1 protein-coding gene and 1 pseudogene are annotated in these 1,153 nt (G+C 69.9%); both read left to right on the top strand.

What is annotated here, in order from left to right; all coding sequences use genetic code 11:
- A pseudogene (locus AB0E94_RS53120) lies at positions 1 to 198 on the top strand (ABC transporter ATP-binding protein); the annotation flags it as partial.
- A partial coding sequence (locus AB0E94_RS53125; RefSeq protein WP_360344636.1) for an ABC transporter permease subunit occupies positions 195 to 1,153 on the top strand: 959 nt, incomplete at its 3' end. The pseudogene AB0E94_RS53120 and the gene AB0E94_RS53125, both read left to right, overlap by 4 nt.

A 1,153-nucleotide genomic window follows, 5' to 3' on the forward strand; every position in this document is an offset into this window, starting at 1 on the left:
GCAACGGTGACCCGGCTCCTCGCCGAGCAGGGCCTCTACGTCAGCGAGCTCGTCCCGGTCGCCGTCGACCTGGAGAGCGTCTTCCTCGAACTGACCGCCACCGCGCCGGTACCCGGCCAGCACCGGCAGGTCGACCAGTCCACGAAGGTCGGTGGGGCGGGGCAGCCCGGTGCCACCGGAGGAGGGTGGGGCGCGTGAGCCTCTACCGTACGGAGTTGCGCCGGCTCGCCAAGCGGCGCTTCACCCGCTGGATGAGCGTGCTGGGCCTGCTGGTGCTCGCGGCCGTGGTGGTCGGGGTCTTCTTCACGAACGAGAAGATCGACGCCGCCGTGCTGGCGAAGGCCGAGCGGGCCGCCGAGCAGCAGTGGCAGCAGGATGTACGCGCGAACCAGCAGTACCGCGCCGCGTGCGAGAAGGCGACGGCCGCTGGGACGAGCAAGTCCGAGGGCTTCCCGGAGGACTGTTCGGTCATCCAGCCGCCGCCGCGTGAGGCGATCCAGGCCGACTGGTTCCTGCCCTCCACCTTCGACTTCCGGAAGAGCTTCGACGCCACCCTGCTGCCGCTCGCGGCGATCCTGGCGCTGGTCGGGTTCGTCGTCGGCGCCTCCTTCGTCGGGGCGGAGTGGAACACCGGCGGCATGATGAACCTGCTGTTGTGGCGGCCGAAGCGGCTGACCGTACTGCTGACGAAGCTGGCGGCGCTGCTCACCGGGCTGGTCGCCCTGGCGGTGCCCACGACGGCGCTCTGGTTCGGCAGTTTCTGGCTGGTCGCCACCTTCCGCGGCAGCACGGCGAAGATGACCTCCGGGGCCTGGCAGTCCTTCGCCCTGACCGGGCTACGCGGGTTGGTGCTCGCCATGGTCGTCACGACCATCGGGTTCGCGCTCGCGTCGCTGGGGCGGCACACCGCGATGGCCCTCGGCGGGGTGATCGCCCTGATGGTCGTCGGCCAGTTCGGCCTCGGCATCCTCCTCGCGATGGCGGGCGTGCGTTTCGCCGAGGCGTGGCTGCTGCCCACCTACGCCACGGCGTGGTTGCAGAAGAAGGTGACGCTGGAGGACTGGAACGCCTGCCAGGCCACCTACTTCGGTGAGTGCAAACCGGACACGTTGGAAATCACCTGGCAGCAGTCCTCGGTGATGATGGCGGTCGG

Source organism: Actinoplanes sp. NPDC026670, assembly GCF_040638175.1.
Taxonomy (GTDB): Bacteria; Actinomycetota; Actinomycetes; order Mycobacteriales; family Micromonosporaceae; genus Actinoplanes.